The 25,623-nt window shown below is 62.0% G+C and carries 26 protein-coding genes; 9 read left to right on the top strand and 17 right to left on the bottom strand.

Annotation, left to right across the window (positions count from 1 at the left end; genetic code table 11):
* Positions 1–8: 8 nt before the first annotated feature.
* The 3 genes from JOE29_RS13380 to glnT all read right to left on the bottom strand — a co-directional run bounded on the left by JOE29_RS13380 (position 9) and on the right by glnT (position 3,115).
* Positions 9–692: a protein glxC gene (locus JOE29_RS13380; RefSeq protein WP_003396007.1), complete on the bottom strand. Its 684-nt coding sequence runs from the start codon at positions 690–692 to the stop codon at positions 9–11.
* The gene (locus JOE29_RS13385; protein WP_003319399.1) at positions 689–1,609 is read right to left on the bottom strand and encodes a glutamine amidotransferase family protein; all 921 of its coding nucleotides are present in this window, start codon (positions 1,607–1,609) and stop codon (positions 689–691) included. Before JOE29_RS13385 ends, JOE29_RS13380 begins: the two co-directional genes overlap by 4 nt.
* A gap of 171 nt (positions 1,610–1,780) precedes the next feature.
* Positions 1,781–3,115, bottom strand: coding sequence for a type III glutamate--ammonia ligase (gene glnT / locus JOE29_RS13390; RefSeq protein WP_010410509.1), 1,335 nt, complete (start codon positions 3,113–3,115; stop codon positions 1,781–1,783).
* 288 nt (positions 3,116–3,403) lie between these two features.
* Here glnT and JOE29_RS13395 point away from each other — a divergent pair, with 288 nt between their 5' ends.
* A complete protein-coding gene (locus tag JOE29_RS13395) occupies positions 3,404–4,009 on the top strand; it encodes a helix-turn-helix domain-containing protein (RefSeq protein WP_003348330.1) in 606 nt (201 codons plus the stop codon).
* Between the two features lie 48 nt (positions 4,010–4,057).
* On the opposite strand, the gene JOE29_RS13400 is transcribed toward JOE29_RS13395, so the two are convergent.
* From JOE29_RS13400 to JOE29_RS13415, 4 genes are all read right to left on the bottom strand, one after another.
* A complete protein-coding gene (locus tag JOE29_RS13400; protein ID WP_057405713.1) occupies positions 4,058–5,224 on the bottom strand; it encodes a DUF1624 domain-containing protein in 1,167 nt (388 codons plus the stop codon).
* Positions 5,225–5,350: 126 nt separating this feature from the next.
* Positions 5,351–5,911 carry a carbonic anhydrase gene (locus JOE29_RS13405; RefSeq protein WP_003317836.1) on the bottom strand — a complete coding sequence of 187 codons (561 nt, stop codon included), beginning with the start codon at positions 5,909–5,911 and terminating at the stop codon, positions 5,351–5,353.
* An 11-nt stretch (positions 5,912–5,922) separates the two neighbouring features.
* Positions 5,923–6,828, bottom strand: a complete 906-nt coding sequence (folE2, locus tag JOE29_RS13410; protein ID WP_017278404.1) for a GTP cyclohydrolase FolE2 — start codon at positions 6,826–6,828, stop codon at positions 5,923–5,925.
* A 174-nt stretch (positions 6,829–7,002) separates the two neighbouring features.
* Positions 7,003–7,911: a LysR substrate-binding domain-containing protein gene (locus tag JOE29_RS13415; protein WP_003408081.1), complete on the bottom strand. Its 909-nt coding sequence runs from the start codon at positions 7,909–7,911 to the stop codon at positions 7,003–7,005.
* 207 nt (positions 7,912–8,118) lie between these two features.
* On the opposite strand from JOE29_RS13415, the gene JOE29_RS13420 reads away from it, so the two are divergent.
* The 8 genes from JOE29_RS13420 (at position 8,119) to JOE29_RS13455 (ending at position 17,827) form a co-directional block, all read left to right on the top strand.
* A complete protein-coding gene (locus JOE29_RS13420; RefSeq protein WP_011267554.1) occupies positions 8,119–9,639 on the top strand; it encodes an ABC transporter substrate-binding protein in 1,521 nt (506 codons plus the stop codon).
* Between the two features lie 102 nt (positions 9,640–9,741).
* Positions 9,742–10,659: an ABC transporter permease gene (locus JOE29_RS13425; protein WP_044311484.1), complete on the top strand. Its 918-nt coding sequence runs from the start codon at positions 9,742–9,744 to the stop codon at positions 10,657–10,659.
* Between the two features lie 8 nt (positions 10,660–10,667).
* Positions 10,668–11,576 (top strand): ABC transporter permease, encoded by a 909-nt coding sequence (locus tag JOE29_RS13430; protein WP_044311485.1) that lies wholly within the window; start codon positions 10,668–10,670, stop codon positions 11,574–11,576.
* A 16-nt stretch (positions 11,577–11,592) separates the two neighbouring features.
* Positions 11,593–12,594, top strand: coding sequence for an ABC transporter ATP-binding protein (locus tag JOE29_RS13435; protein ID WP_161420908.1), 1,002 nt, complete (start codon positions 11,593–11,595; stop codon positions 12,592–12,594).
* Positions 12,591–13,613, top strand: a complete 1,023-nt coding sequence (locus tag JOE29_RS13440) for an oligopeptide/dipeptide ABC transporter ATP-binding protein (RefSeq protein ID WP_011267551.1) — start codon at positions 12,591–12,593, stop codon at positions 13,611–13,613. Before JOE29_RS13435 ends, JOE29_RS13440 begins: the two co-directional genes overlap by 4 nt.
* Positions 13,610–15,037: a M20 family metallopeptidase gene (locus tag JOE29_RS13445; protein WP_210079595.1), complete on the top strand. Its 1,428-nt coding sequence runs from the start codon at positions 13,610–13,612 to the stop codon at positions 15,035–15,037. Before JOE29_RS13440 ends, JOE29_RS13445 begins: the two co-directional genes overlap by 4 nt.
* Entirely contained in the window at positions 15,034–16,185 is a 1,152-nt protein-coding gene (locus tag JOE29_RS13450; RefSeq protein ID WP_210079596.1) for a M20 family metallopeptidase, read from the top strand. Before JOE29_RS13445 ends, JOE29_RS13450 begins: the two co-directional genes overlap by 4 nt.
* Positions 16,186–16,303: 118 nt before the next feature.
* Positions 16,304–17,827: an amidase gene (locus tag JOE29_RS13455; RefSeq protein ID WP_210079597.1), complete on the top strand. Its 1,524-nt coding sequence runs from the start codon at positions 16,304–16,306 to the stop codon at positions 17,825–17,827.
* Positions 17,828–17,836: 9 nt separating this feature from the next.
* Here the strand turns inward: JOE29_RS13455 and phnP are convergent, their stop codons facing one another.
* The 10 genes from phnP to phnF are packed head-to-tail and all read right to left on the bottom strand — an operon-like array spanning position 17,837 to position 25,618.
* A complete protein-coding gene (gene phnP / locus JOE29_RS13460; RefSeq protein ID WP_210079598.1) occupies positions 17,837–18,589 on the bottom strand; it encodes a phosphonate metabolism protein PhnP in 753 nt (250 codons plus the stop codon).
* A complete protein-coding gene (gene phnN / locus JOE29_RS13465; RefSeq protein WP_003403600.1) occupies positions 18,580–19,146 on the bottom strand; it encodes a phosphonate metabolism protein/1,5-bisphosphokinase (PRPP-forming) PhnN in 567 nt (188 codons plus the stop codon). Before phnN ends, phnP begins: the two co-directional genes overlap by 10 nt.
* Positions 19,146–20,291 (bottom strand): alpha-D-ribose 1-methylphosphonate 5-triphosphate diphosphatase, encoded by a 1,146-nt coding sequence (locus JOE29_RS13470; protein WP_210079599.1) that lies wholly within the window; start codon positions 20,289–20,291, stop codon positions 19,146–19,148. Before JOE29_RS13470 ends, phnN begins: the two co-directional genes overlap by 1 nt.
* Positions 20,285–21,001, bottom strand: a complete 717-nt coding sequence (gene phnL, locus JOE29_RS13475; RefSeq protein ID WP_046265732.1) for a phosphonate C-P lyase system protein PhnL — start codon at positions 20,999–21,001, stop codon at positions 20,285–20,287. The genes JOE29_RS13470 and phnL overlap by 7 nt, the downstream gene beginning before the upstream one ends.
* A gap of 41 nt (positions 21,002–21,042) precedes the next feature.
* The gene (phnK, locus tag JOE29_RS13480) at positions 21,043–21,864 is read right to left on the bottom strand and encodes a phosphonate C-P lyase system protein PhnK (RefSeq protein ID WP_003403603.1); all 822 of its coding nucleotides are present in this window, start codon (positions 21,862–21,864) and stop codon (positions 21,043–21,045) included.
* Positions 21,861–22,733, bottom strand: a complete 873-nt coding sequence (locus JOE29_RS13485) for an alpha-D-ribose 1-methylphosphonate 5-phosphate C-P-lyase PhnJ (RefSeq protein WP_161632612.1) — start codon at positions 22,731–22,733, stop codon at positions 21,861–21,863. Before JOE29_RS13485 ends, phnK begins: the two co-directional genes overlap by 4 nt.
* A gap of 11 nt (positions 22,734–22,744) precedes the next feature.
* Positions 22,745–23,824 (bottom strand): carbon-phosphorus lyase complex subunit PhnI, encoded by a 1,080-nt coding sequence (locus JOE29_RS13490; protein WP_210079600.1) that lies wholly within the window; start codon positions 23,822–23,824, stop codon positions 22,745–22,747.
* Complete coding sequence (phnH, locus tag JOE29_RS13495; RefSeq protein WP_210079601.1) at positions 23,824–24,420, bottom strand: phosphonate C-P lyase system protein PhnH; 597 nt, start codon at positions 24,418–24,420, stop codon at positions 23,824–23,826. The genes JOE29_RS13490 and phnH overlap by 1 nt, the downstream gene beginning before the upstream one ends.
* Positions 24,420–24,884 carry a phosphonate C-P lyase system protein PhnG gene (gene phnG, locus JOE29_RS13500; RefSeq protein WP_004418042.1) on the bottom strand — a complete coding sequence of 155 codons (465 nt, stop codon included), beginning with the start codon at positions 24,882–24,884 and terminating at the stop codon, positions 24,420–24,422. Before phnG ends, phnH begins: the two co-directional genes overlap by 1 nt.
* Positions 24,885–24,898: 14 nt before the next feature.
* Positions 24,899–25,618, bottom strand: coding sequence for a phosphonate metabolism transcriptional regulator PhnF (gene phnF / locus JOE29_RS13505; protein ID WP_016567958.1), 720 nt, complete (start codon positions 25,616–25,618; stop codon positions 24,899–24,901).
* Positions 25,619–25,623 lie beyond the last annotated feature (5 nt).

A 25,623-nucleotide genomic window follows, 5' to 3' on the forward strand; every position in this document is an offset into this window, starting at 1 on the left:
CTCCTGGATCAGTACGCGGAGGCGTTATCGACTTTGAAGTTGTACAGCTGACGGGCCGAGCCGTAGCGTTTGAAATCCGCTGCCTTCTCGTTGAAGCCCGCGCGATTGAGCAACTCCTGCAACTCCTGCAGATGCTCTTCACGCATCTCCTTGGCGATGCAGTCGGAGCCCAGTGACTCGACCTTGCCTTTGACGTAGATCCGCGTTTCATACAGCGAGTCGCCCAGCGCATCGCCGGCGTCGCCGCAGACCACCAGCCGGCCGGCCTGGCCCATGAAGCAGCTCATGTGGCCGATGCTGCCGCCGACCACGATGTCGATGCCTTTCATGGAAATCCCGCAACGCGCCCCGGCATCGCCTTCAATTACCAGCAAGCCGCCATGTGCCGTTGCGCCGGCCGCCTGCGAGGCACTGCCCTTGACCCGCACAGCGCCGGACATCATGTTTTCCGCGCAGCCGACGCCGACGTTGCCGTGCACAGTGATCGACGCTTTCTGGTTCATCCCCGCGCAGTAGTAACCCGCGTGGCCCTTAATATCGATGGAGATGGCTTCGTTGACGCCGACCGCCAGGTTGTGTGCGCCATCGGGATGCGTGACCAGCCATTCGCGGTCCTGTACTTCCTTGACCTGATCGTGCAGGGCCTGGTTGAGATCACGCACGGTGGCGCTGGAAAGATCGACGGTTTTCATGGACGTGCTCCCTCGGCTGGCTCGCGTTCCCAGATGTACATGGTGGCCGGGACCGGTTCCCAGACCCTGGCGTTTTCAATCCCCGGCAGGCTGGACAGCGCCTGGTATTCCGAGGCCATGGCGACGTAGTCATCGGTTTCGGCAAGGATTGCCGGCTTGCAGGCGATCGGGTCGCGAATCACCGCAAAGCCATTGCGTGTGCCGATGGCGAAAGTAAAGAAGCCATCGAGGTCTTCGAGCGACTTGTCGAGTGCCTGTTTCAGGCTGTCGCCCTGTTGCAGACGCCAGGCCAGATACCCTGCCGCCACTTCGGTGTCGTTATCGGTCTCGAAATGAATACCCTCGCGGCGCAGGTTCTGGCGCAGACGAAAGTGATTGGACAGTGAGCCGTTGTGCACCAGGCACAGGTCGGAGCCCGTGGAGAACGGGTGACTGCCTTCCATGGTCACGGCGCTTTCGGTGGCCATGCGCGTGTGGCCGATGATGTGGCTGCCTTTCATGGACGCCAGACCGAAACGTTCGGAAATCTCCCGCGGCAGGCCCATGCCCTTGAGGATCTCGATGCTCTGCCCGGCACTCATGATGCGCACGCTCGGTGCCAGTTCCGCCAGCGCAGCGCGCACCGGTGCTTCTTCTGCCTGAATCTTCAATACCACGGCGCTGGCGTTCTGAAACCAGTCCAGCGGTGCGCTCAACCTGTCTTGCAGTGCCGCAATCAGCGCCGTGAAATCATACTGTTCGGTGGTGGCCTGCAAGGTCAGCTTGACCCAGCCCTGCGCCACTTCGTCCCCATAGATGGCGAACCCGGCACTGTCCGGTCCGCGGTCGGTCATGGCTTCGAGCATCGGCTCGAACAACTTGCCGAGTTGCGACTCCAGCGCCGGGTTTTTCAGATACAAACCAACGATTCCGCACATACGCCTCACCTTGTTCGGGAGCGGCAAGCTTTTAGCTGCAAGCTGCAAGCTGCAAGCTGCAAGCTGCAAGCTAAAAACCAACCGCGTAGACAGAGAAATCAAACACGCCGCAATCCGCTTCTTCTTGCAGCTTGCCGCTTGAAACTTGCAGCTGCTCTCTGAAACTTGCCGCTAGAAAAACTCGATATAGCGCTTCACTTCCCAGTCGCTCACGTGGCGGCTGTATTCCACCCATTCCATGCGCTTGAGGCGGATGAATTCATCGACAATCTCGCTGCCCAGCACTTCGCCAAACAACGGATCGGCCTGCAATGCATCGCAGGCTTCGTTGAGCGACTGCGGCAGGGTCTTGATGCCCCGTGCGGCAATCTCTTCGAGGCTCAATGTGTAGAGGTTCTCGTTGCAGACGTGATCGATTTCCAGTTGCCGGTCGATACCGTCGAGCCCTGCGGCAATGATCGCGGCGCTGACCAGATACGGATTGCAACCGGCGTCGGGCAGGCGAAACTCCAGGCGGCCGTAAGGCACGCGTACCATCGCCGAGCGGTTGTTGGCACCGAAGGCAATAAACGCCGGAGCCCAAGTGGCACCCGAGAGTGAATTGCCGACCACCAGGCGTTTGTAGGAGTTGACCGTGGGTGCGGCAAAGGCACACAGCGCAGGCCCGTGAGCCAGCAGGCCCGCGGCGAAGTGATAGGCCAGCTTCGACAACCCCATGCCGCTCGGATCGCTGGCATCGTGGAACAGGTTCTTGTTGCTGGCACTGGCGATCGACAGGTGAAAGTGCATGCCATTGCCGGCACGTTTGGGGTCAGGCTTGGGCATGAACGAGCAGATCATGCCCATGTCATTGGCGATCTCTCCCGCGGCCATGCGGAAGAAGGTGAAACGGTCAGCCGATTCCATGGCCTCGCTGTAGGTGTAATTGATCTCGAACTGGCCGTTGGCGTCTTCGTGATCGATCTGATAGATGTCGAAACCCACCGGCTGCAATGCTTCGGTCAGGCGCTCGAGAAACTCGCGAGAGCGCGACAGCCCCTTGTAGTCGTAGCAGGGCTTGTCGAGGTTATCGCTGGCATCGACCATCTGCAGGCTGCCGGTGACATCGCGCTTGAACAGGCTGAACTCGGGCTCCAGGCCGGTATTGAGGGTCCAGCCACGCTGGCCGAGGCGTTCGACCTGCTGCTGCAACACGTAACGACTGTCATAGGGCCAGGGTTTGCCATCCACATGGCCGATGCACACCACCCGTCCATAGCCCGGCTGCCATGGCACCGGGGTCAGCGACGACAGATCGCCCCTGGCCATGAAGTCCGGCCCATGAGGCTCCATGCCCATCCCGCAGATCGCGAAACCGGCAAACCCGGCACCGTCCTCTGCAACCATTTCCAGACCTGTCACAGGAACCGATTTGGTCTTGGCCGAACCATGAATGTCGACGAACTGAGCCAGTACGTACTTGATGCCGTGCTGTTCGATCAGACGCTGTGTTTCGGGTGGCAACATGGGACGTGTCTCCTGGCAAAAGCAAAACGTTTCAGGGAAGGGCCGCTGTTCACTGCCTCTCGGTGCATATTCCGAGCAGGAATGTTACTTTCCCTTTAGGAATGCAAAGCGCTTGCCAGTTCGGTATGTCAGTCAAACGAAGCGACTCAGGAGGGGTAATTCCGCTGTTTATATGGGAAACTCGTTTTCCCTCTGGGAATAATCTGCACACCGGCCACACCACGGCCTGTCGAAACGCACATTCCCAGTGCGAAATAAAAATTATTGAACGGAAACTGTGCAAAGCCGATGAACATGCCGACCGAACCACATCCGAAATTGAAGCTCGAGCAGTACCTGGGCATCCAGATCAAGCGACAGCGCCAGGCTCAGGAATTGAAGCTCGCCGACGTGGCGCGCATCGCCGGTATCAGCCAGGGCATGCTGAGCAAGATCGAGAACGCGCAGGTCTCGACCAGCCTCGACAACCTCAGCCGCCTGTGCGACGTGCTGGGCATGCCCATGTCCAAACTGTTCAGCCAGTATGACCAGCAAGGCAGCAGCGCCCTCCTGGTGAAGGCCGATGAAGGACTCGAAGTGGTGAGGCGCGGCACCGAGAAAGGCCACACCTATCACCTGCTCAACCATACCCGTGGGCCGAAGAAGAGTTTCGAGGCGTACATGGTGACGATGGACGATGCCAGCGAAGAGTTTCCGACCTTCTCACACCCAGGCACGGAGTTTTTGCACCTGCTGGAAGGCGAACTGATCTACCGCCACGGTAACCAGTTGTATCCGATGCAGGCCGGTGACAGCCTGACCTTCGACGGCGACATCCCCCATGGCCCCGAGCAACTGGTGCAGGTGCCGATCAAGCTGCTGTCGATCATGAATTACGGGGCGCACGGAGATTGACGCCAGGCGAGACGCGGTACGCCAGCAGGCGCACCGCTATTGCGGGGACTAGAAGTATTTCAGCCAGCTGATATCGCGACGACGAGCCTTGAGCGCGGCGAACCAGCGCACCGCCGGGAACAGCAGTACGGCCAGTACCACCGAGGTCAGCCAGACGCCCCACATGTGATCGAAACCGAAGTACGTGCCCTGATTGGTGCCCCAGATCGCCAAGGCAATCAGGTACAGAATTTTCAGCACGTAAAGGTGCAGCAGGTAGAAAAACATCGGCGCCGAACCGAGCACCACCAGCGGCCGCAAAACGCTTTTTTCCTGACCGCGTTCGAAGGCGATGAGGATCAGCAGACCAATCCCCAGCGTCAGGCAGATGAACAGCAGCGAGGGCGGGTATTTGGTGATGTTGAAGAAGCTCATGAGCGTCTGTATACCGCTGTCGCCGACGCTCCACGGCTTTTCACCGTAGCCGTTGATCAGGCGCAGAACCACGAAGCCCAGCAACGCCCCTGCCCCACACTTCCACAGATTCGCACGGCGTTTCGCCGCATCGTAGCTGCTTGAGAACCAGGGGCCTGCGGCGTAGCCCAGTGCGATGATGCCGATCCACGGCAACAACGGATAAGACGTACGCAAGCGCAGGTTATCGGAAGCCTCGATCCAGCCACGGTCGTGCAGAATCGCCCACGGCACGTGCATGGCCGACTCGACACCGAAATGCACCGTGTCCAGCAGGTTATGCCCGGCGATGATCACCACGCCGATGAGCACCAGTGCCCAGCGCGGCAGGAACACCATCAGCGACAGCGCGACCATGCTCAGGCCGATGGCCCAGATCACTTGCAGGTAGATGATGGTCGGCGGGAACTGGAAGGTCCAGGCAAAGCTCACCAGGGTGAACTCCAGCGCAATCAGAAACAGACCGCGCTTGAGCAGGAACGCCGCGACGTCGGTTTTGCCCTGGTGTTTCTCGCCATAGAGGAACGCCGAAAGCCCGGTCAGCAGGACGAACAGTGGCGCACACAAATGCGCCAGCGTCCGGCTGAAAAACAGCTCGGGCGCGGTGGTTGTGACGTCCATCGGGTCGATGACCTGGTGGTGCATGAAGAACGTTTCGCGGACATGGTCCAGCAACATGAAAAGAATGATCAGCCCGCGCAGAGCATCGATTGAGCGCAGTCGTGATGCGGGTGCCCGGTTTGAGTGAACAGCTGTTGTCATGAAAAGTCCAAGGTCCGTGATGGGGGGCTAATGGCTTGTAGCTGCAAGCTGCAAGTGGAAAGCTTCAAGCTTTTAGCCTCTAGCTTGCAGCTTATAACTTGCCGCTTGCCGCTGGCGCGCAGCGCTTCAAAACTCGTTCTGAAGCGCTTTGTAGCCGCGTACCAGATCAATATTGGTGTGCGCCACATCTTCGGAAAACTCCGAAGCCGAAATGCTCACCGGTGGAAATTGCGAAAGGTCAGTGCCCGGCCCGATCCGTGTGGTGGACGGCACGTAAAAGTGCTCCGGCAAATCGCGACCGTCGACCACCGAGTTGTGCCTGACCACGCTGCCGTTGCCGACCTGGCAATTGAACAACACGCTATTGAACCCGATGAACACGCGATCTCCAACTATGCAAGGTCCGTGCACGATGGAGCGATGGGCAATCGAGGTGAACTCGCCGATGGTGACAGCAGCACCTGATTTCGAATGAATCACCACGCCATCCTGGATGTTGGAATTGGCACCTATGACGATCGGTTCCATGTCTCCGGTAGCATCGACTTCGTCGGCGCGGATCACGGCGTAGGGGCCGACAAATACGTTGTCCTTGATGATCACCTTGCCGCAGATGATCGCGGTTTTATCGATGTAGGCGGACTCGGCAATGACCGGCAGATGGCCGGAAGGATTTTTACGGATCACGGAATGAAACCTCAGGACAGGTAGTTGGAAGTCTGGGCAGCGGCATCGTGCGGGTGCAGGCTTTCGAAGTGACGGACACTGACGCTGGAAGCTGCATAGCGGCCTTCGAGTGCTTGCTGGACCTTGCGCGCAGCGTCTTCGACGTACATCAGGTTCTGGCCGTTGAGCCGCGCGAAAGCCTGTTCGTCGGCGCGCTTGACCGCGGTTTGTACCGGGGTGCCCAACGCCTGTTCGACAAGGTCGATCAGCGTCATCAGGCCCAGTTCGGTCGCCTGCTCCGCCACCCGCACCTGCACCGTCGCAACGCTGCGCTGGCTGTGCGGCGTGGCGAACGATGCGTTCTCGCGCAACCAGGCGGCGACCTGCATCGGATCGACAAACGACTGCCTGCCGAAGCGCGCCGCGAATGCCTCTTCCAGCAATTGGCGAGACAATGCAGCCGAGCACGGACAGGTGGACGAGTAGGTGACATCCACCGAACTGTCGAGGCACAGCCGACCGGCATGCCAGGTGGCATCGAGCGTCACAGGGTAGGATTTCCAGCCGCTGAGCCCTTCGGTGATCAACGCCGGACGACGGCACAGCAGATTGAAGCTCAGCTTGAGTCGGGCGTGGCTGGAGTGACAGTCGAGGTGGCTCTCGACCATGGCTTCCAGCAAGGCAGCCAGCGTATCTGGGCTGACGATCTGGCGCTCGGCATAGCCGTCGAGCAACCGATAGAGCCGCGACATGTGGATACCCTTGACGCTCGGGTCGGCCAGATCGACCTGCAGATCGACATGCGCGTGAACAGGATGACGAATGCTCGCTTCAGCCAGTCTGATCGGCACTTCCACACCTTGCATGCCGACCCAGTCGAGTGACACCAGCGCCGGGGAAATTTCCGTCAGGGCAACATCCGGGAGAGGTTTGTTCATGTGCGTCGTTCGTCTCGTTGGCGAACTTCACCACGCGGGCGAAGCCTGATGTTGGCGGTTCACAGCCGTGCAGCGCACGGCCATAAATTCGTTACACTATAACATCATGCTCGCGAACTTCATCAACCAAAGGTTACTCACTCCACACAACGCTCCCGCAATACCGCCAGCGGCTCAGGTCTTTGCCAGCTCCTCGATCAGAAAATCACGAAAGGCAGCGACTGCCGCCGGCAGGTTGCGCCCGGCCATGCTTTGCAACTCGATACGCCGTGCCTTCATGCCATCGTCACTGATCGGCAGCGATTTGAGCTGTTTTTCATGGGCGCGTTTATCCAGTGTCATCTCGCTGGACAGGCTGATTCCGCCCTCCTCCCGAACAAACCGCAGCAAGGCGCCGATGTAATTGCTGGTCAGCACCGGATCGAACAGCAGGCCCTGCACGCCGCAGCAGATATCGAACAACTGGCGCAAGGTCGTGTCGGTGTTGGTCAGGGCGATGGCGTAAGGCTGCAGTTCAGCCAGCGTGACCTCCTTGCGTGCGGCCAGCGGATGGTTATGACTGACCACAGCGCAGATCGCGCCGCTGTGGATGTGCTCGACCTTGATCTCGTTCTGCGGCGTCAGGCTGAAAGTCAGGCACAGGTCAGCGTCGCCCGAGCGCACCCGTTCGGTGGCTTGCGCCGGGGCGCAGACCTCCATCGAGAAATGGATGCCCTGGTACTGCCGCCGAAAGCGCGCAATGCACTGCGGCAGAAAATCCAGGGCAAAGCCCTCGGAGCAGGCGATGCGTACATGCCCACGCTGCAAGCCTTGCAGCTCGGTAATTTCCAGTACCACCTGCTCGGCCTCAAGCTGTGATTTGCGTGCATAGGCCGCCAGGCGAACCCCCGCCTCGCTGAGCATCATGCCGCGCGCCTGACGCTCGAAGAGCACTGCATCCAGTTCCCGCTCCAGTTTGCTGATCTGCCGACTGACTGCCGAAGACGCGACATTGAGGCGGATCGAGGCTTCGCTGATCGATCCGCACCGCGCCACTTCGAGGAAGTAGCGCAAGGCCGTGGACTGTACGCCGTAGAGTTGCATCGGTGCTCCTGCGTTGCCTTTTCAGCAATGAAAGGTTCGAAATATTGTGCTTGTGGCATTGATACGCTTTGCCTAGAGTCATGTCGAGGCGCAACTCATCAAAAGAAGCCAATCAAAAGAACACTGCGGCCTCGTTGTTTCCCCTCTTCTCGCATTTGCGACCCACTGCCCTTTGATACATCCACTTTGCCTTTTGGAGACGACGGCATGGGAATCAAGGGTTTCGCTCGCAGCATCGCGCTATTGAGCCTGTTCAGCAGTTTCTCCGTCCTGGCCGGCAAGGCTGACGACACACTGGTCTACGCCTCCGACAGCGAACCGGAAAACATCAGCCCCTATCACAACGATTTGCGCGAAGGCGTGATCCTCGGTCGCCTGATCTGGGACAACCTGGTCTATCGCAACCCGGACAATGGCGAGTACCAACCGATGCTCGCCACCAGCTGGAAACAAGTCGACGATACGACCATCGATTTCCAACTGCGCCAGGGCGTGAAGTTTCACAACGGCGACCCGTTTACCGCAGATGACGTGGTGTTCACCCTCAATTATGTGGTGTCTCCCGAGTCCAAGGTGGTCACGGTACAAAACGTCGACTGGATCAAGAGCGCCGAAAAACTGGGTGATTACAGCGTTCGCCTGCACCTGAAAAAACCCTTCCCGCCTGCGCTGGAATACCTCTCCAACGCCGTACCGATGTTCCCGAAAAAATATTTCGAAGAAGTCGGGCTGGCAGGCTTCAGCCGTAAACCGATCGGCACCGGGCCTTACAAGGTGACGGCCATCGCCACCGGCGAAGGCGTGAAGATGGACAAGAACCCGGACTACTTCAAGGACAGCCCTCAGGGTCAGCCAAAGATCGGGCACATCAACTTCAGGGTGATCGCCGATGCCGAAACCCGTCTGGCCGAGCTGATGACCGGTGGCGTCGACTGGACGTGGCGGGTTGCACCGGATCAGGCGGAAAACCTCAAGGCCATGCCCAATCTGGTGGTGACCAGCGGTGCGACCATGCGCATTGGCTTTCTGATTCTCGACGCGCGCGGCACCTCCAGCGCCGATTCGCCGATGAAGCACCTGAAAGTACGTCAGGCGATCAACTACGCGATCAATCGGGACGGGCTGGCTTCGCAACTGGTCGGCGGCGAAAGCAAGCCGTTGCAAGTCGCCTGCTACCCTGGCCAGTTCGGTTGTGACACCACCGCCGCCACGGTCTACAACTACGACCCGGCAAAGGCCAAGGCGCTGCTCGCCGAAGCCGGCTACCCGAACGGCTTTGAGACCGAAATCTTCGCTTACCGCGACCGCGACTACGTGGAAGCCATCATCGGCAACCTGCGCGCCGTGGGCATCAACGCCAAGCTGCGCTACCTGAAGTACGCCGCCCTGCGTGATCAGCAGCGCGGCGGCAAGGTACCGATGTCGTTCCAGGCGTGGGGCTCGTTCTCGATCCTCGACACCTCGGCGTCGGCCGGCACCTGGTTCAAGGGCAACCCCGACGACAACATCAAGGACCCGCAAGTCCAGGGCTGGCTGCAGACCGCCGACAACGCGCTGGACCCGCAGGTGCGCAAGGACAACTACCGCAAGGCGTTGCAGCGCATCAGCGAGCAGGCCTACTGGGCGCCGCTGTTCAACTACTCGATGAACTACGCCTATGTCTCGGACCTGAATTTCAAGCCTTACCCGGACGAGTTGCCGCGCTTCGTGCTGTCGAGCTGGAAATAAGCGCTTGCCCAGGCCAGTCGGCGAACCGGGCTGTGAGGCGCACGACGCGTCTTGCAGCAGGTTCAGCCACCCCGTCACTCCCTGAACACAAGGTCACTTGCCATGTTCGGATTTCTCTTGCGCCGCCTGGGTATTGCCCTGTGCGTAGCGATTACCGTGTCGGTGATCAGCTTTTCCCTGCTGCACCTGTCCGGCGATCTGGCCACTGCCATCGGTGGCCCGGAAGCCAGCAGCGAGCAGATCGAACAGATCCGGGTGCAGTACGGCCTCAACAAGCCGTTGGTTACGCAGTATTTCGAATGGCTGGCCGACGTGGTGCGTCTTGATCTGGGCGACTCGTTCTTCTTTCAGGAGTCGGTCTACAACCTGATCGCCTCGCGACTGTCGATCACCCTCGGACTGGGAGCGATGGCCCTGAGTATTGCGCTGCTGATCGCCATTCCGCTGGGTGTGCTGGCCGCGGTGAAACGCGACACGTGGATTGATCGCCTGGCACTGAGCATCGCAGTACTGGGTCAGGCCATGCCGAGTTTCTGGTTCGCACTGATGCTGATCGTGGTGTTCTCGGTCACCCTGAAATGGCTGCCGGTATCCGGCAATTCGACCTGGACGCACTTCGTGATGCCGGCCATCGCCCTCGGTTATTACGCCACGCCGGCGATCATGCGCCTGACCCGTGCGGGCATGCTCGACGTGCTCAATTCCGATTACATCCGCACCGCGCGGGCCAAGGGCCTGCGCCCTGCCACCGTGCTGTTCAAGCATGCGTTGCGCAACGCGCTGATTCCGGTGGTGGCCCTCGCCGCAGTGGAATTCGGCTTCATGCTCGGCGGTTCGGTGGTCATCGAAACGGTTTTCTCGCTGCAGGGCATTGGCCAGCTGGCCTGGGATGCGATTGCCCGTGACGATTTCCCGGTGGTGCAGGCGGTCGTGCTATTGATTGCGGTGATCTACATCGTCCTCACCCTGCTGGCCGACGTGCTCAACGCACTGCTCGACCCGCGCATCCGCGTGAAATAGGAGGCCCCATGAGCACAACCACCTCATCGCCGCTGCTGATCAACGATTACCAGCCTCCAGCGCGCAGCGTCTGGCGCACGTTGCGCAGCAGCTTCGTGCATCGCGGCTTCGCCATCGGCGCGGTACTGCTGCTGATCATCCTGCTCGGCGCACTGCTCGCCCCCTGGCTGGCCCCCTACGACCCTTATGCGCAGGACGTGATGTTGCGCATGAAACCGCCGGTGTGGATGGCCAACGGCACCTGGGACTACGTGCTGGGCACCGACAAACTGGGCCGCGATTACCTGTCACGCCTGCTCTACGGCGCACGCATCTCGCTGTTTATCGGCTTCTCGGCCGCGCTGATCTCCGGAATCATCGGCACCATCATGGGCCTGCTGGCCGGTTACTTTGGCGGCAAGACCGATGCGCTGATCAGCTACCTGATCACCACTCGCCTGGCGATGCCGGTGGTGATGATCGCGCTGGCCTCCGCGTCGCTGATCGGTGGTTCGCTGAAAGTGGTGATCGTACTGCTTGGCTGCCTGCTCTGGGACCGCTTTGCCGTGGTGGTGCGCGCTGCCGTGCAGCAGATTCGCGATGCTGAATACGTCGCCTCGGCCCAGGCCCTGGGTTGCTCGACGCTGCGCATTCTGGCCAGCGAAATCCTGCCCAATCTGGTCGGTGCACTGATCGTCGTGGCTACGCTGGAAATGGCTCACGCGATCCTCCTCGAGTCGGCCCTGTCGTTTCTCGGGGTTGGCGTGCAGCCGCCCATTCCTTCCTGGGGGCTGATGATCGCCGAGGGCAAACCGTACATGTTCTTTTCCCCTTGGGTCATCGCCATTCCCGGCGTCGCCCTTATGGTGCTGGTGCTGGGCATCAACCTGGTCGGTGACGGCCTGCGCGACCTGATCCTGCCCGACGGGCGCAACTGACAGAGGAGATACGCACATGGCGCTTTTGAATGTTGAAAACCTGCGTGTCGAGATTCCTCTCGGCCAAGACACGCTGCACGCAGTGCGCGGCCTGGACTTTCAGGTCGAGCGCGGCGAAATGCTGTGCATCGTCGGCGAGTCCGGCTGCGGCAAATCCCTGACTTCGCTGGCGCTCATGGACCTGCTGCCGCGCAAGGCCCGGCGGGCCGCAACGACGCTGAGCCTGGACGGCATCGACATGCTGACCCAGAGCGAGCGGCAGATGTGCGACCTGCGCGGCAACCGGCTGGCGATGATCTTTCAGGAGCCCATGACCTCGCTGAACCCGGCCTACAGCATTGGCGATCAGCTCAGCGAAGTGCTCACCCGACACCGCAAGGTGTCCCGCAAGGAGGCCCTGCAGCGCGCCGCGCAAATGCTCGAGAAAGTCGGGATCAGCAACGCGGGCGAGCGCTTGCGCCAGTATCCGCACCAATTGTCCGGCGGCCTGCGCCAGCGGGTGATCATCGCCATGGCCCTGATGTGCGAACCGGACGTGATCATCGCCGACGAACCGACCACCGCGCTGGACGTGACCATTCAGGCGCAGATCCTGCGCCTGATCCGCGACATTCAGAAGGAGCTGGGTCTGGCCGTGATCTTCATCACCCACGACCTGGGGCTGGTGGCACGTATCGCCGATCGGGTTGCGGTGATGTACGCCGGACAGATCGTCGAGACCGCCCCGGCCATCGAGTTGTTCGAGAACCCGCAACATCCCTATACCCGCGGTTTGCTGGCGAGCATTCCGATCCCCGGACGCACTCAGCCGGGCCAGCCGCTGGGGTCGATTCCAGGGCTGGTGCCCAGTCTGGTGGGCGAGCAACACGGCTGCGCATTTCGCAATCGCTGCCCGCAGGCGATCCCGGCCTGCGCCGACGACGTCCCGCCGATCAATAGCCACAACCACATGACTCGCTGCCTGTTTGCCGCAGCGGGCGCCGAACCTGTGTTTCACCGTGAGGGCGTACCGTCATGAATACCGCCGTGAAACAGGTTCCGACTGCCAGCGTCAAGAAAGACATTGCGCTGGAGCTGTGCGATATACGCCGCGAATTCAGCATCAGTCGTGGTTTTTTCAAACCCGATGCCACGCTCAAAGCCGTCGATGGTGTGTCGTTGCGCCTGATGCGCGGCGAAACACTCGGGCTGGTCGGCGAATCGGGTTGCGGTAAAAGTACCCTGGCGAAGATGCTGCTGGGGCTGCTTGCGCCCAGCAGCGGCGACGTACTGGTCAACGGCAAGCACCTCGCCGGCACCGACCGCAAGGAGATGGCGCGGCGCATTCAGCCGATCTTTCAGGACCCCTACTCGTCACTCAACCCGCGCAAGACCCTGCGCGAGATCGTCACGCTGCCGCTGATCGTGCATGGCATCGGCACCCCGGCAGAACGTCGCCAGCGCGCCGAAGCGATGATGGACGTGGTCGGCTTGCCCAAACGCGTGATCGACAGTTACCCGAGCCAGCTTTCCGGTGGCCAGCGCCAGCGTGTGGCGATTGCCCGGGCGCTGGTGATGCGTCCGGATGTGTTGATCTGTGACGAACCGACTTCGGCGCTGGACGTTTCGGTGCAGGCGCAGATCCTCAATCTGTTGCAGGACCTCAAGCAGGAGTTCGGCCTGACTTACCTGCTGATCAGCCACAACCTGGCCGTTATCGAACATCTGGCCGACCGCGTGGCGGTCATGTACCTGGGGCGGATCGTTGAAGAGCGCAGCCGCGAATCCTTGTTCGCCCGGCCCGGCCATCCCTACACCCAGGCGTTACTGGACTCGGTGCTGACCCCGGACCCGCACCTGGGCATTCCCGACCTGGGTTTGCACGGGACCTTTCCCAATCCCATGTCGCCGCCGTCCGGCTGCGCCTTTCATCCGCGCTGCCCGGCGTGCATGCCGGTGTGCAAGGAAAAAGCCCCGGCCATTGGCCGCATGGAAGGCGGAACCGTTCGCTGCCACCTGCACGACACCTCGAAACCTCTGGAGCAGATGCCCTCATGAGTAGCCGTTCGCACGCCATCGAAAACGTCACTGAACAGTTCGACAACGGCGCCTTTTTCGCCCTGCTCGGCAGAAGCGTTGCCTACCCGACCCAAAGCCAGGAGGCCGAGAGCCTGCCCGAGCTGTATCGTTATCTTCATGAGTTCATCACCCCGCATGTCGAGCGTCTGGGTTTCAGCGTTACCGTGCATGACAACCCGGTCGCCGGACGTGGCCCGCTGATGATCGCCACGCGCATCGAAGCCGCTGAACTGCCAACGCTGCTCAGTTACGGCCACGGCGACGTGGTTCGCGGCTATGACGCGCAGTGGCAGACCGGCCTGTCACCGTGGCAGGTGATTGAACGTGGCGAGCGCTGGTACGGGCGCGGCACCGCCGACAACAAGGGTCAGCACCTGATCAACCTGACGGCACTGGAGCAGACCCTCAAGGCTCGCGATGGCAAGCTGGGTTTCAACGTCAAACTGCTTCTGGAAATGGGCGAGGAAGATGGCTCCCCCGGCCTGAGCGCGTTCTGCCAGGCCCACGCAGAAGAGCTCGCCGCCGACATCTTTATCGCCTCCGATGGCCCGCGCCTGGCGGCGGCACGCCCTACCCTGTTTCTCGGCTCGCGCGGAGTGTTCAACTTCGAGCTGACGGTGAACCTGCGCGAAGGTGCGCACCATTCCGGAAACTGGGGCGGCCTGCTGGCCAACCCGGGCATCATTCTGGCCAATGCCATCGCCAGCATGGTCGATGAACATGGCCGGGTGAAAGTCGCGGGGCTGATGCCCAACGCCATTCCCGACGCAGTGAATGCCGCGTTGGCGGATATCGAGGTCGGCGGCGGCCCCGGCGATCCGGACATCGACGCCGACTGGGGCAACCCGGCGCTGTCGCTCAGCGAAAAAGTCTTCGGCTGGAACACCCTCGACGTCCTCGCCTTCAAGACCGGCAACCCGGACGCCCCGGTACACGCCATTCCCGGCAAGGCTCACGCGTTGTGTCACATTCGCTTTGTGGTCGACAGCGATTACAACGCGTTCATCCCCGCGGTGCGCGCGCACCTCGATACCCATGGCTTCGATCGTGTCGAGGTCAGGCAGACGCGCATGGACGTGATGCACGCCACGCGCCTGTCGCCGGACAGCCCGTGGGTCGGCTGGGCGCTGGATTCGCTGGCCGCCACCACCGGCAAGAAACCCGCACTACTGCCCAATCTGGGCGGTTCGCTGCCCAATGACGTGTTCGCTGAAGTGCTGGGCCTGCCGACGGTCTGGGTGCCACACTCATACCCGGCGTGCTCGCAGCATGCGCCTGATGAGCACTTGCTGGCTCCGGTGGTCAAGGAGAGCCTGCAAATCATGGCCGGACTGTTCTGGGACCTCGGCACGGACGGCGCACGACTGACCCGGGAGCAGCGGGCACAGGAGCTGAGTGAATGAATGAGGCACAACTGCACGCCACCGCGTGGCTGGCCGAGCAATATGAGGCGATGGAAGCGCTGCTGCAGCGCCTGGTCGATACCGATTCCAACAGCTACGACAAGGTCGGCGTCGACGCGGTCGGTGACCTGCTTGTCGAGCAGTTGCAGGTCGACGGTATCGACGTCACACGCATCCCGGTCGAAGGGTTTGGCGATGTACTGCTCGCCGAGTTGCCCGGCGGCCCCGGCAAACCGGTGTTGTTGCTTGGGCACCGCGACACGGTGTTTCCGAAAGGCACCACGTCCACCCGTGGCTACACCAGGGACGCCGAGCTGGCCTACGGCCCTGGCGTGGCCGACATGAAAGGCGGACTGGTGCTCAACTGCTTTGCGCTGAAGGCATTGAAGCGCGCAGGCCCGCTGCCGTTCCCGGTGCAGATTCTGTATACCGGCGACGAGGAAATCGGCTCCGCCAGCGCTCGCAGTCACATCGAACACTACGCCCGCCAGGCGCGCGCGGTGCTCAACCCCGAACCGGGACGCGCCAGCGGCAATGTGGTCAGCGCGCGCAAAGGCGGTGCCACGCTGATCATCGAAGTCAACGGCCGCGCAGCGCATTCGGGGGTCAATCATGCCGACGGTGCCAGTGCCATCCAGGCGCTGGCGCACAAGGTGATCAAGTTGCATGCGTTGACTGATTACGCAGCGGGCATCACCACCAATGTCGGGCTGATCTGCGGTGGCACCTCCAGCAACACGGTAGCGCCCAGCGCCACGGCGAAGCTCGACGTGCGCTTTGTCGAGCTTCGCCAATGGACGGAAATACTTGCCGCCGTGCAGGCGATCGTCGCCGAAGAGGAACTGCCCGGCACGTCAGCAAGACTGCTGGAAGCCACCACCTTCCTGCCGATGGAAGCCCGACACAGCACCGAGTTGCTGAGTATTTATCAGGGCCTCGCGCAGGAACTGGGTTTCAGCGTGGAAGGCGAATTCACCGGGGGCTGCGCCGACTCGGGTTTTACCGCCAGCCTGGGGATCCCGACCCTGTGCGGCCTTGGCCCGGTGGGCGGCAAGGTCCACACCGATCGCGAGTACCTGGAACTGAACACCTTGGTGCCCAGAGGCCAGGCGCTGGTCGCGACGATTCTGGCGCTGGGGGATGTGTGACGCAGAGCGTCACGAAATGCATTCCCCCACGGAGCATGCGGAACGATGAACATTCGGGCCAGTATCGTAGCCATGCTCCGCACCCAGCGTTATACCTAAGTCCAGTGAGGAACACTCCATGCAAAAATCGTCTGAGCTGCTCGGTAAATCCGCCACCGAACTGCGTGCGCTGATCGGCAACAAACAGCTCTCTCCGGTGGAGTTGCTGGACGCCTGTATCGAGCGGATTGAAAGCCTGAACCCAAAGATCAACGCGTTCGCCGCGACCTGTTTCGAGCGCGCCCGCGACGAGGCACTGCTGGCCGAACAGGCCGTCATGCAGGGCAAATCTCTGGGGCTGCTGCATGGCCTGCCAATCGGCATCAAGGACCTGGAAGAGACCGCCGGGGTCCTCACCACCTACGGCTCGCAACTGTTTCGCGACAACATTCCCGCGCAGGACAACCTGTTCGTCGCGCGCCTGCGTGCGGCCGGGGCAATCATGGTCGGCAAGACCAATGTTCCGGAGCTGGGCGCAGGCGCCAATACCCGCAATGTGGTGTGGGGCGCGACCGGTAACCCGTTCAATCCTGAACTGAATGCCGGCGGTTCCTCGGGTGGATCCGCCGCCGCACTGGCCGTCGACATGGTGCCGCTGTGCAGCGGCTCGGACACCGGCGGTTCGCTGCGCATTCCCGCGGCGCTGTGCGGTATCGTCGGCCTGCGTCCCTCACCAGGGCTGGTGCCGAGTGAACGCAAGAAGCTCGGCTGGACACCAATTTCAGTGGTAGGCCCCATGGGCCGCAATGTTGCCGATACCCTGCTGCAACTGCGCGCCAGCGCCGGGCTGGGGCAGTCCGACCCATTGAGTTATGCCATCGCCGCTGACGAGTTCGCACCGCGCCCGATCGACCTCAGCCAGCTGCGCGTTGGCTACAGCGAAGACTTCGGCGCGTGTGCTGTGGATGACAGAATCCGTGCCGTCTTTCGGGAAAAGATCAGCGCCCTGAAATCGCTGTTCAAGTCCTGCGAAGCCATCGACCTGAATCTGACCAGCGCCCATCGCACCTTCGACGTCCTGCGTGCCGAAGCCTTCGTCGCCGGGCTGCAGGACGCTCACGACCGCGACCCTGATGCACTGGGGCCCAACACCCGCGCCAATTTCGACATGGGTGCCGCGATGTCGCTGCAGGACTGCGTCAAGGCGCATGGCGAGCAAAGCCGGATCTTTCGCGGCTTTCAGAAACAATTCGAACACTACGACCTGATCCTCGCGCCCACCACGCCAGTCTCGCCCTTCCCCTGGAACGAGCTGTACCTGCGCGAAGTCAATGGCGTGCCCCTGGACAATTACTATCGCTGGCTGGCGCTGTGCTACACCATCACCCTGACCACCAATCCGGCGCTGTCCCTGCCCTGCGGCGCCGACCACAACGGTATGCCGTTCGGGCTGCAGGTGATCGGCGGATTTCGTGGCGATGCGAAGCTGCTGGCCTGCGCTGACGCGATCGAGCAGGCAACGCTGAATGATCCACGCCTGTCACGTCCGCGTCCCGACCTGCAAAAACTGCTGGCCTCGGCGGTCGACCTGACCCACATCGTCACGCATCCGCCGATCTATGGCGGGTCGAGAACGGGCAAGCCGGAGATTGGCGCGATGTGAAGACCTCGCTCAGAGCACACTCATCTCATCCCGCCCTACCACTACATTGCCCGGCAACTGCCCTGAGTGCTCCATCAACCACGCATCCAGCGTATGGCCGACATGCGTCAGCACCGCCCTGCCCGGTCTTAGCCACTCGATGGTTTGCAGCGCCAGGGTCAGGTCGTTGTGATTACGCGGCGGCTGAGGCTGTGGAGGCATGGAGCAGTCGAGCACCAGCAGGTCCAGCGGTGCACGTTGCAGGTACTCGCGGGTGTCGCCGGGCAAGCCGACGGTGTCAGTCAGGTAGGCAAAACGTTGCCCGTCGCCTTCGAACAGGTAGCCGAACGTAGGCTTTGAGTGCACCAGTGGCAGCGCTGTGACCTGCAACGCGCCAAGTGCACGGCATTCGAAAGCCGCGAATGGCTGGCTGAAATCCAGGATACCGGGGTGTTTGTAGAGGTCGGCCAGGCCTTCCGGATCCGCCGGGCCGTGGACCGGAATCACCAGCCCCTGACCCCAGCGCAGGTGCAACAGCCCCTGCGCATGGTCGGCGTGGTAGTGCGTCTGCAGAATCCCGCTCAGGCTACGCGGCGGAAAACGCTCGGTGAGGTCGGTCAGGCCGCTGTCGATCAACCAGCGCTGGTCGGCGCATTCGATCAGCGCGCTGCACGGCAAGCGGCGCAGATCATGGTCGGCACGCGCGGCAGCACACGCCAGGCACTGACAGCCATAGACCGGCACCTGTCGGGCGTCACCGGTGCCCAGCAGGGTCAGGCGCATGCGTGACGCTTGTCGAGCAAGCCGAGCAGCGTGGCAACGGTGTGTTGCAGATCAGCGGAATTATCCAGCGGGAAGACCTGCGGATTGCTCGCCAGCAAGTCTCCGGCAAAGCGTGAGTTGCGCGCAAGACGCTCCTCGATTTCCGCAAGGCTTTCCCGGTTGCGCGCCAGCAGGCGCTTGCGCAACACCTCCTGATTGACCGTCAGCAACACCGCCAGCAGCGTGGGATAGCGCGCCTGCGCCTTCTGCAGATGCGCCCGGGAGCCGTTGATCAGGACGTCATGGCCTTCCAGCAGCCACTGATCGATCTCGACGGGAATGCCGTAGTGCAGACCATTGGCCTGCCAGCTCAAGGCGAACGCGCCTCGCTCGCGCATCTGCTCGAACTGCTCGACGGTCACCGCCTGCGCCGCCTCGCCCACCGCTTCGGCAGAACGGGTGATCACCCGCCGAACGATTCGGCAATCGCGTTGCGCCAGGGTATCCCGGGCCGCGTCCAGCAGGCTGTCCTTGCCTGATCCGGACGGCCCGATAAGATAGATCAACCTGCCAACCATCAAAACACCCTCTTGCCTTGTCGCCAGACCTTGTCGATAACCGGCAGGCCAGCATGATCACGCGCCTGGATCAGATCAGCGCGCAGCCCCACACGTATTTCACCACGATCCGCCAACCCGGCAGCCACGGCCGGCGTGCGGCTGACCATGTTGATCGCCTGCGGCAGGTCACATGCGTTGTCCTGATCGGCGAGCATGAATGCAGACTGCAACAGACTGGCCGGGTAGTAATCGCTGGACAGAATATCCAGCAGCCCGTCGCGGGCCAGCGATGCTGCCGCCACGTTACCGGAGTGCGAGCCGCCGCGCACGATGTTCGGTGCGCCCATCAACACGCTCATGCCCAGTTGCCGACAGCCACGGGCCGCTTCGAGCGTGGTCGGGAACTCGGCGATGTTCATGCCGAAACCCGCCGACTCCTCGACATGCGCCATGGTTGCATCGTCGTGACTGGCAATCGACAGGCCGCGCGCCAGGCACAGTTCGACGATCGCACGCCGGTAACGGTCGGCGTACTCGTTGGAGTTGGCCACCTGTTCAACGATGAAACGGTCCATTTCCTCGTTATTCATGTGGTACTTGCCCATGTAGTACTCGCGGTACTTGGACTCCAGGGCAAACTGACGCTGGCCGGGCGCATGGTCCATCACCGAGACCAGTTGCACCAGTGGCTGGTCCACCAGATCGCGAAACACGCTCAAGGTATCCGGGTGACTGACCTCGCAGCGCAAGTGCAGCACATGCTCGGCGCGAGTCAGGCCTGCCGCATTGGCGTCGGCAATCGCCTGCAGCATGGCGGGCAATTGCTGCATGCGCTTGCCTTTGGGGTTGATGTCGCCGATCGACAGCGCGTCGAACACCGTGGTGATGCCCGCCGCGACGATTTGCGCATCGTGGCTGATCACCGCCGACATCGACGGCCAGTCAACACCCGGACGCGGCGACAGGTGCTTTTCGAGGTTGTCGGTGTGCAATTCCACCAGTCCCGGCAGCAGGTAGTCGCCCTGCATGTCCTGGGCCTGACTCAACTGACTGCATCCACTCTCGACCTCGGCAATCAGGCCGTCACGGACCACCACAGTGCCGGTGAATACCTGTTCGGCCGTCACCACGCGGGCGTTACTGAAAACCTGTTCGTTCAGCATTGCAGCAACTCCTTGGCGGTGAGGTCCACCGGGGTCATGTCGAGTTGACGATTGGCGACTGCCTCGCGGGCGTCGCGATCATGGAAAATACCGATCAGGGCGGCACCGGCCTGTTTGGCCTCGTCGACCAGTTCCAGCACCACCCGGCGGTTGGCGTCGTCCAGCGACGCAGTCGGTTCGTCGAGCAACAGCACCGGCCATGGCACCATGAATGCGCGCGCGATGTTGATACGCTGCTGTTCGCCACCGGAAAACGTACTGGGCGCCAACGGCCACAGGCGCTGCGGAATATTCAGCCGCCCCAGCAGCAGTTGCGCGCGCTCCTGAGCCTGCTCACGGGGCCAACCGCGCGCCAGAGCCGGTTCCATGACCACGTCCAGGCTGGACACACGCGGAATCACGCGCAAGAACTGGCTGACGTAGCCGAGTGTCTTGCGTCGCACCTCAAGCACCTGGCGCGGGGTTGCGCCGACCAGTTCGGTCCACTCGCCTTCATGCTGCACGCGAATGCTGCCGGCGGCAGGCAGATAATTGCCGTACAGGGTGCGCAGCAGCGTGCTTTTGCCCGCGCCGGATTGCCCGCTGAGCACCAGGCATTCGCCGGCGCGCACCGAGAAATTCAGGCCGCGCAGCACATTGAGGACCACGCCGTTGTGCTGATGCAGGGTGAAAGTTTTCGACAGGTCACGGACCTCGATCAAGGTTGTCATCGGGCTCACCTCTTCTGTACAGGCTGTTCGGACAGTGCGGCTCATGGCTGCAATACCGAGGACACCAGCAGTTGCGAATACGGGTGCTGCGGGTCATCGAGAATCTGGTCGGTCAGGCCGCTTTCGACCACTTCCGAGCGACGCATGACCATCAGCCGGTCAGCCAGCAGCCGCGCGACTGCCAGATCATGGGTGACGATGACCACGGCCAGATCCAGTTCGCGCACCAGCCCGCGCAACAGATCGAGCAGGCGGGCCTGCACCGACACGTCGAGCCCGCCGGTGGGTTCGTCCATGAACACCAGTCTCGGGCTGGAGACCAGGTTGCGGGCGATTTGCAGACGCTGCTGCATGCCGCCGGAAAAGGTCCGCGGCAAGTCGTCGATGCGCTGCGGATCGATCTCCACCTGGGTCAGCCAGTCCAGCGCGGCACCCCGCAACTGCTGATAATTGCGCACCCCCTGCGCCATCAGACGCTCACCGATATTGGCGCCGGCCGACACGCCCATGCGCAGGCCATCACGCGGATTCTGTTCGACAAAGCCCCACTCGGTGCGCAGCAAGGTGCGCCGCTGCGCCTCACTGGCGCTGTACAGGTCGAACCAGTCACCCTCCTTGCTGCGATAGTCGATGCTGCCGCGGTCCGGCGGGCAACGTCCGCTCAACAGCGAGAGCAGCGTGGATTTCCCCGAGCCGGACTCGCCAACGATGCCCAACACTTCGCCGGGGTACAGATCGAAACTGACGTCCTGACAGCCCTTCTGCACACCGTACAGACGGGTCAGACCGCGCACCTTGAGCAGCGGCTGCACAGCCTCGGGAAGGCGCTCGCCCGCCGGGTCCAATGAACGTGCACTGATCATCGATCGTTCTCCTGCTGTTTGACGCGCTGGGCGCAGTAATCGGTGTCGGAGCAGACAAAGCTCTGCGTCCCGGCATCGTCGAGAATCAGCTCGTCGAGAAAGGAATCATGGCTGCCGCAGATCGCACAGCACTGCTCCCAGCGCTGCACCTCGAACGGGTGATCTTCAAAGTCCAGGCTCACCACCTGCGTATATGGCGGCACGGCGTACAGACGCTTTTCGCGCCCTGCGCCGAACAGCATCAATGCCGGGCTCATGTGCAGCTTGGGGTTATCGAATTTGGGAATCGGCGACGGGTCCATCACATAGCGCTCATCGACCATCACCGGGTAGGCGTAACTGGTGGCGATATGGCCGAAGGTGGCGATGTCCTCATAGAGTTTGACGTGCATGACGCCGTAATCATCCAGCGCGTGCATGGTCCGGGTCTCGGTTTCCGAGGGCTCGATGAAACGCAGCGGCTCGGGAATCGGCACCTGATAGACCATGATCTGATCGGCGTGCAGCGGTGTTTCCGGGATTCGGTGACGGGTCTGGATGACCGTCGCCTCGGGCGTGCGCTCGGTTGTGGCAATGCCAGCCGTACGGGCAAAGAAACGCCTGATCGAAACCGCGTTGGTGGTGTCGTCAGCGCCCTGGTCGATGACCTTGAGCACATCATCGGCGCCCAGGATTGCGGCGGTCAGTTGCATACCGCCGGTGCCCCAGCCATACGGCAGCGGCATTTCGCGCCCGCCAAACGGCACCTGATAACCGGGGATCGCCACCGCCTTGAGCAGGGCGCGACGAATCATGCGTTTGGTCTGCTCGTCCAGATAAGCGAAGTTGTAGGCCTCATCCCGTGCAGGCCTTTGCTGTGTGGTGTTCATCGGTGAATGAGTCATTGGTCGCTCCCCGGTTTCGGTGCAGACTTGCGCAGCTTGCGGATCAGCTCCAGCTCGGACTGGAAGTCGACGTAATGCGGCAGCTTGAGGTGAGAAACGAAACCCGCCGCTTCAACGTTGTCGCAGTGCGCCAGGACGAACTCTTCCTGCTGGGCCGGTGAGAGGATCTCTTCGTTGAATTCCTCGGCGCGCAGCGAACGGTCCACCAGTGCCATACCCATTGCCTTGCGCTCCGCGTTACCGAACGCCAGGCCGTAACCCCGGGTAAACTGCGCGGGTTCGCTGGCCGAGCCGACGAACTGATTGACCATCTCGCATTCGGTGACTTCGATGTCGCCAATCACAATCGGGAAGCCCAGTTCTTCAGGTTCGATCCAGACTTCCACCTCGCCGATACGGATTTCCCCGGCGAACGGGTGATTGCGGCCATAACCGCGCTGGGTCGAATAACCCAGCGCCAGCAGAAACCCCTCATCACCACGCGCCAGTGCCTGCAGGCGCTGGGCACGACTGGACGGATACTCCAGCGGCTCGCGGGTGATGTCCGCGACGCGCTCGCCATCGTCGACTTCGGGCTTCATCAGCCCTTCCTTGGCAAGCAATCCGAGCACTCGCGGACAGGGCTCAAGCGTGGCGTGCAGGGTGACTTCCGGGCCCGGGTGCTCGCCTTCGGCCAGCAGGGTAAAATCCAGCAAGCGATGGGTGTAGTCGAAGGTCGGCCCCAGCAATTGACCGCCAGGGAGGTCCTTGAATGTGGCCGACAAGCGACGGTTGAGCTGCATGTTCGAGGTGTCGATGGGCACGCTGGCGCAAAAGCGCGTCAGCGTGGTGCGGTAGGCGCGCAGCAGGAAGATCGCTTCGATCAGGTCGCCCGCCGACTGCTTGATCGCCAGCGCAGCCAGTTGCGGGTCGTACAGCGAACCTTCGCTCATGACCCGTGCTACCGCCAGCGGCAGTTGCTGACGAATCTGCTCGACGTCGAGTTCGGCAATGCCGGTGTCGCCACGACGCCTGCTGGCCAGCAAGCGGTGAGCATTATCGATGGCCTGTTCGCCACCCTTGACTGCGACGTACATCAGGCACACTCCTGCACGCGGGTGCTGCGTGGCAAGCCGAGCAATCGACTGCCCGAGACAAAGAACACATCCAGCCCGCAAGGGAAGACATTATGTGCTTCACGTGCGGCCCAGAAACCTTCATCCAGCGGCAGGGCCACCGAATGGTGTCGCTCGATGCCCGGACCGCTCCAGGCAAGCATCCGCCCGCCTTGCAGGTCAGGCAGCTGAATCATCAAGGTGCAGGACTGATCCGGGTAGCGGTCATTGCCGGTATCGAAATCGTGCAGTTGCAGGGCAGTCGATGCATCGAGCAACGCGAAGCGCGCTGCGTGCCGCTCAGTGACAATCGGGCTGGCGCAATGAAAGGCAATGTTCGCACGAATCGCCGGGGTATCGAATGCCGGCGCCAGCCACACTGGCGTGTCCAGGTCCAGCAGCGCCAGGCACAAGGCGTGGGTTGCACTGTCCAGACCCTGCAAGGCCGGCGGCTGGTGCGCGCTGGGCAGGGTCTGAATCACCCCCGGACCGGACAACGCCTTGAGGGCGACACGAAAACTGCGCTGGGCATCCAGTACCGGATCGGTGAAGGCAGGTTGCAAAAGGACGGCATTCATCAGTCTTCTCCTCGGACCAGGGTAAAGAATTCGACTTTGGTGGCAGCGGCCTCGGCGTCCTTGCGCGCCCGACGCTCGGCTTGCGCACGCGCCAGCGGCTCGATCAACTCGGACAGCCACCAGGCCTGCTGCGCGCCCTGCAAATGCGCGTCGGCCAGAGCCGCCAGTTCAGCGTGGCGCTTATCGCGTCCAGCCAGATAGCTGTAGCCGGTGCGCCCGTCGGCCAGACGCACCACACAGCGCGTCACGCTCATTTCGCCGAGGTTGAAAGCTGAACCAGTGCCGCCCATACGGCCGCGCACCAGGGTCATGCCGATTTCCGGGGCGCGGATCATCTGGTAATCGGTGTCGCGTAGCGCCGCTTCGTGGCGGTTCAACTGCTCGCGGCTCGGCTGATCGGCATGAGCGCGGGCCAGTACGCCCATCCAGTGCTGACGCGCCGTTGTTTCGGGAGTTGCTTGCATGGAACACCTCGGTGTCAGGTCGTCTTGAAAGGAGTCGCCACTTGATACTGGAAGCGATCGGCGCGGCTGACCGAGCGGGAAAGCTCCACCGGCTGCCCCGCCGGGTCACAGGAAACCGTCAGTACGGTCAGCGCCGGCATGTGTCGGGGCATCAGCAACCACGCGGCCTCTTCGCGGGACGGCAGGCGTGCGCCGATCAGGCTCTGCGCACGGCTCAACGGCAACTCGCGCTCAGCCAGGTACTGGCGCACCGAGCCGCCGCGGTAATCGGCCAGCAAATCGCTGTAACGGGCGCTGTAGCGGTGGAAGATCAGGCTGACCGCCTGGCCGTCCAGTTTGCGCAGTGTCTGCAGTTCGATCAGCGGCGCGTGCTCGTCCACTCCCAGATGCTGGGCATCTTCACGGCTGGCCTGACATTCCTGACGACGCAGCAGGATCGCTTCCACGCCCAGGCCCTGCGCCGACCAGGATTTGCTGTAGGCGCTGTCAGCCTGCATCGGATAAATCAGCGGACGCTCCAGCACTTGAGTGCCTTTGCCCTGACGTCGCAACACGCTGCCCTCACGTACCAGTTCATCGACCGCGCGGCGAATGGTGTGGCGGTTGACGCTGAAGCGCTCGGCCAGCTGGAATTCGGCGGGCAGGAAATCGCCGGGCTGATAGGTAGTCAGCTCTTCACGCAAGATGTTGGCGAGCTCGTGGTACATCGGGCTAACTTGTCTAGACAACTGCATGGTTA

Source organism: Pseudomonas sp. PvP009 (assembly GCF_017832995.1).
Taxonomy (GTDB): domain Bacteria; phylum Pseudomonadota; class Gammaproteobacteria; order Pseudomonadales; family Pseudomonadaceae; genus Aquipseudomonas; species Aquipseudomonas syringae.